Origin of the sequence: Caballeronia choica, from assembly GCF_001544535.1 — a bacterium.
GTDB classification, from domain to species: Bacteria; Pseudomonadota; Gammaproteobacteria; order Burkholderiales; family Burkholderiaceae; genus Caballeronia; species Caballeronia choica.
In genome coordinates, this window is the sequence record NZ_FCON02000304.1 from 1 (window position 1) to 4,630 (window position 4,630).

Here is a 4,630-nt window from a genome sequence, read left to right on the forward strand (position 1 = left end):
CTGTTTCCATGTTGGGTACGAGGCAATCCGCCTCGTTCCTCAACAGGAGCAGAGCCATGACTCACACGAGCCAGGATATCAGTCCGCTGCGCCAGCACATGATCGACGACATGCGCATGCGCAAGCTCGCACCGCAGACGCAGGCCGGCTATGTCCGCGTGGTCCGTCAGTTCGCCGCTTTCCTCGGGCGCCCGCCCGACACAGCCACCGTCGAGGACCTGCGGCGCTACCAGCTGCATCTGGTCGACCATGGCATCTCGCCCGTGTCGCTGAATGCCGCCATCATCGGACTGAAGTTCTTCTTCGAGATCACGCTCAACCAGCCCGAGCTGATGGCGAGGATGCGGCCGGTGCGCGTGCCCCGCACGCTACCGGTCGTGCTCAGCCCTGACGAGGTGGCCCGCCTGATCGCCGCCGCCGGCAACCTGAAGCACCAGACGGCACTGTCAGTCGCCTACGGTGCCGGGCTGCGTGCGAGCGAAGTGGTGGCGCTGAAGGTCGGTGACGTCGACAGCCAGCGCATGACGCTGCGCGTCGAGCAGGGCAAGGGCCGCCGCGACCGCTACGCGATGCTCTCGCCGGTCTTGCTCGAGCGTCTGCGTGTCTGGTGGCGCGTGGCCCATGCGCAGGGTCGCATGCTCGAAGGCGGCTGGCTGTTTCCGGGCCTCGATCCGGTGGACCCGCTCAGCACGCGGCAACTGAACCGCGCCATCCATGCCGCCGCAGAAGAGGCACACCTCGGCAAGCGCGTATCCATGCACACGCTGCGCCATAGTTTCGCGACACACCTGCTCGAACAGAAGGAGGATATCCGCGTGATCCAGGTCCTGCTGGGGCACAAGAAGCTCGACTATCTCCCGCGCGGAACTATGTCCGGCGCTCACTGAGAACCCCTGTCCGGTGTGGCCTTCCCGCATCGACGCTAGACATTGGCATTCTCCCTTTGCCGGCACTTTCGCCTGATAGGAGAAGACCATGGGTGATTCTTATGAGAGCGCTGCCGCGCTGGTCTGCACCATCAGAGGCGCAACTGGGGAGCACCTTAATGCGTTCGTCGGTTCGCTGATCGGGCAGCAATACTCGGTCAGTTATGTATGCCAGTTGGCACAACACGCGCTTGCGTTTGGGCACTGGTGCGAGAATAGCCGCATTTCCTTCCATGCCTTGAAGGACGACGACATCGTGCGGTATCAGCGCCTTCGTTCGCGACGTCGATCGCGATGCTTCGAGACGAGACGCCGGGAACTGCACGCATTGGAACTGTTGACGCGTTTCTTGCGCGATCGCGGTGTTTGTCATGTCGCGCAAACGCACGCTATTGCCGCTGACGAAGTTGTCGAGGGGTTTGCGCAATCCTTAAAACGCGATCAGGGTCTGGCCGTTGTGACCGTTGAGTCCTATGCAAGGTGGACACGCAAATTTCTGGTGTGGCGGTTCGGCCAAGGAGAAGTTTGCTTACGGGACGTTCGCGTGACCGACGCCAGCGCTTTCGTTAAGAGCGAGGCAAAGCGCATGGCGCCGGCCGCCCTGAAGAACGTTGTCACGGCACTGAGGTCCTTCCTTCGTTACGCCCAGTCTCGCGGTGAGGTCACCGCGGGGCTTGCTGCAAGCGTGCCAGCGGTAGCCAGTTGGGCAAGCACACCCCCCATCCCCAGAGCCATTGCAGCCGAGTACGCGCAGCGCGCAATCGACAGTTGCGACCGCCGGAGCGCGGTGGGCCGGCGCGATCGAGCTGTGCTGCTGCTTCTGGCAAGACTAGGACTTCGAGCCTGCGAGATCGTCAGGCTGACGCTGGACGACGTCGACTGGGACTGCGCTCAATTGCGTGTGCGTGGCAAGGGTGGCCGCGAGAGTCTCCTGCCATTGACCGCCGATGTGGGCGAGGCGATCGCCGCCTATCTCGAGCGCGGGCGTCCTACCAGTCCAGATCGGCACCTCTTCCTTCGATCCCTGGCACCGATACGCGGGCTGATGGAAGGGTCGGACGGTATCGGCACGATCGTGCGCCACGCGCTCAATCGCGCCAAAGTCGACGCGCCGCACCGCGGCTCGCACCAGTTCCGGCACGCCTTGGCTGTTCGTATGTTGCAACTCGGTGCGTCGTTCCCGGAGATCGGCCAGGTTCTTCGCCATCGAAGCCCGCAGTCCACGAGCCTTTATGCGAGGGTGGATGTCAGCGCCCTCCGGAAACTAGCCATGGCCTGGCCAGGAGGTGCACGATGAACACGCTTCGAGAGGCACTTCAGGAGTACCTTGACCTGCGCCGCAGCCTGGGCTTCAAGATGCGCGAGGCCGGCTTGCTGTTGCCCCGGTTCGTCAGTTTCATGGAGACGCGGCATGCCGCGCATATCAGCACCGGCCTCGCTCTGGAATGGGCGCAAAATCCGTCGGTTCAACCCGCAGAATGGGCCAGACGTCTTTGCTTCGTGCGCGGCTTTGCCCGCCACCGCAGTGCCACCGACATCCGCACAGAAATTCCACCGGTCGGCATGTTGCCCCATCGGTCTACGCGAGCCAGACCTCATCTATACACGGAGGCGGAAGTACGGCGCTTGATGGACGCGGCATTGGAGTTGCCGGTGGCGTGGCCGTCGACGCCGCTGCGGCCCTGGGTGTTCCATTGCCTCATCGGCTTGCTCAGCGTTACCGGACTGCGTATCAGCGAAGCGCTAAACCTCGAGCTTGGCGACGTGGACCTCGAAGACGCCGTCCTGACGATTCGCGGTGCCAAGCTCGGTCGAACGCGCCTAGTCCCAATTCATCCGACCACCTGTACCGTCCTGGCTGACTACCTCAGGCGCCGCAAACAGTTCCTCGGTCGCCAGGTCTCGTCCAACGTGTTCATCACGAGTCGCGGCACCCGGCTCGACATAGGTCGCGTTCATCGGACGTTCTACGCGCTGTCACGGCAAACGGGACTGCGGGCCGAAGGCACAAGCAAGGGACCACGGTTGCATGACTTCCGGCATCGCTTCGCCGTTGAAGTGCTGATACGTTGGTATCAGTCTGGAGAGGACGCCTGGCGCTTGTTGCCGGTGCTGTCGACCTATCTTGGGCACATCTACGTGGCCGGCACGTACTGGTATCTGAGCGGGTCGCCCGAGTTGATGGCACAAGCGATGAATCGCCTGGAACGCCGTTGGGGAGCGTCATCATGATTAGGGAACCCAGCTTCGCTGCCTTGCTGGAGAAGTTCTTCATCCAGCGTCTAATGCACCAGCGCCAAGCCAGTGTGCACACGATCGCATCGTACCGCGACACATTTCGGTTACTGCTGGAATTTCTCCAGCGACGCCTGCATAAAGCGCCATCCACTCTGGCACTGGAAGACATCGACGCGCCCCTGGTTTCGGACTTCCTCGATGAACAGGAGCAGATTCGTGGCGTTACGGCTCGAACGCGTAACCTGCGCTTGACGGCAGTGCACTCGTTCTTCCGGTATGCGGCCTTCGAGATGCCGTCACACTCGGCGCACATCCAGCGCGTGCTGGCCATCCCGGCCAAGCGCTTTAGCCGCGCATTGGTCCCATTCCTGAGCCGACAAGAGGTCGATGCGTTGCTGGCCGCGCCCGACCAGCACACTTGGTCAGGTCGCCGCGATCACGCTCTATTGTTGTTGGCGGTGCAGACGGGGTTACGCCTGTCCGAGCTGACCGGCCTTCAGCGCGAGGACCTGTACGTTGGCGCCGGCGCGCATGTACGCGTGTTTGGCAAGGGGCGCAAGGAGCGTTGCACGCCATTGAGCAAGAGCACCCGCGCCGTATTGGTCGCATGGGTTCTAGAGCCACCCCGGGCCGGGAATCAGCCACTGTTCCCAAATGCGCGCGGCGGCCGGCTGAGCGCACACGGCGTCCATTACCTGCTTCACAAGTATGTCTTGGCGGCCTCGGAGAAATGCTCTTCGCTGAAGAAAAAGCGCGTGAGCCCGCATGTGTTGAGACACACGACAGCGATGGATCTGCTGCAAGAAGGCGTCGAACCCTCAGTCATCGCACTCTGGCTCGGTCACGAATCGGTGGAAACTACACAGGTCTACCTGGACGCCAACCTCACATTAAAGCAGGCGGTTCTTGACAGGACCACGCCCCCTAAAGGCAAGCCGGGACGGTATCGACCCGATGACCGATTGCTGGCGTTCTTGAAGGGCCTGTAGGCCATGCCTATGTCCCGCTACGCACGGCCGGCTGACGTCGTCCCGTCAGTCTCGTGCGTTACGGGACATAGTTCCGCGCGGGAGATAGTCGATCCTATTGACTGCAGTCAATAGGCTCGAGACCACCTCCCTCTATACCCAGGTGGCCACCGACCTCCTGCGCAAGGTGACCAGCCCGCTGGACCGCCTGCCTTCCGACTAGGCCAGCACCGCGCGGAGCGTCCCGTGCTGGAGGTCGCGGACATCTTCCGCGTCCATGGCCCAACGTGGCGACAGACTGTACCGCTGAGCCTGGGACAGCTGAAGGTCATGTCGGCCATCGAACAGTGCCGCACCGCGGCGCTGGGTGGACATGTGTTGCGCTGTTCCGGCTGCGCAAAGCTGGAGATCTCCTACGACTCGTGTCTTATGGGAAGTGGTTCCCTATGGGGAGAAGATGTCTCGCAGCGAGCACGGAGCGGACTCCGCGCCCGTTTA

At 62.5% G+C, this 4,630-nt stretch carries 5 protein-coding genes; all 5 read left to right on the forward strand.

From position 1 onward, the window contains the following. Positions 1-56: 56 nt before the first annotated feature. Positions 57-887 carry a tyrosine-type recombinase/integrase gene (locus tag AWB68_RS42810; protein WP_087650162.1) on the forward strand — a complete coding sequence of 277 codons (831 nt, stop codon included), beginning with the start codon at positions 57-59 and terminating at the stop codon, positions 885-887. Between the two features lie 88 nt (positions 888-975). After that, positions 976-2,223, forward strand: a complete 1,248-nt coding sequence (locus AWB68_RS42815) for a site-specific integrase (protein WP_087650163.1) — start codon at positions 976-978, stop codon at positions 2,221-2,223. Next, on the forward strand, positions 2,220-3,158 hold the full coding sequence (locus tag AWB68_RS42820) for a tyrosine-type recombinase/integrase (protein ID WP_087650164.1): 939 nt from the start codon (positions 2,220-2,222) through the stop codon (positions 3,156-3,158). Before AWB68_RS42815 ends, AWB68_RS42820 begins: the two co-directional genes overlap by 4 nt. Continuing rightward, positions 3,155-4,153 (forward strand): tyrosine-type recombinase/integrase, encoded by a 999-nt coding sequence (locus AWB68_RS42825; protein ID WP_087650165.1) that lies wholly within the window; start codon positions 3,155-3,157, stop codon positions 4,151-4,153. Before AWB68_RS42820 ends, AWB68_RS42825 begins: the two co-directional genes overlap by 4 nt. A 225-nt stretch (positions 4,154-4,378) precedes the next feature. Beyond that, the coding region (locus tag AWB68_RS42830) for a transposase zinc-binding domain-containing protein (protein WP_374729663.1) at positions 4,379-4,630 on the forward strand (252 nt) is incomplete at its 3' end.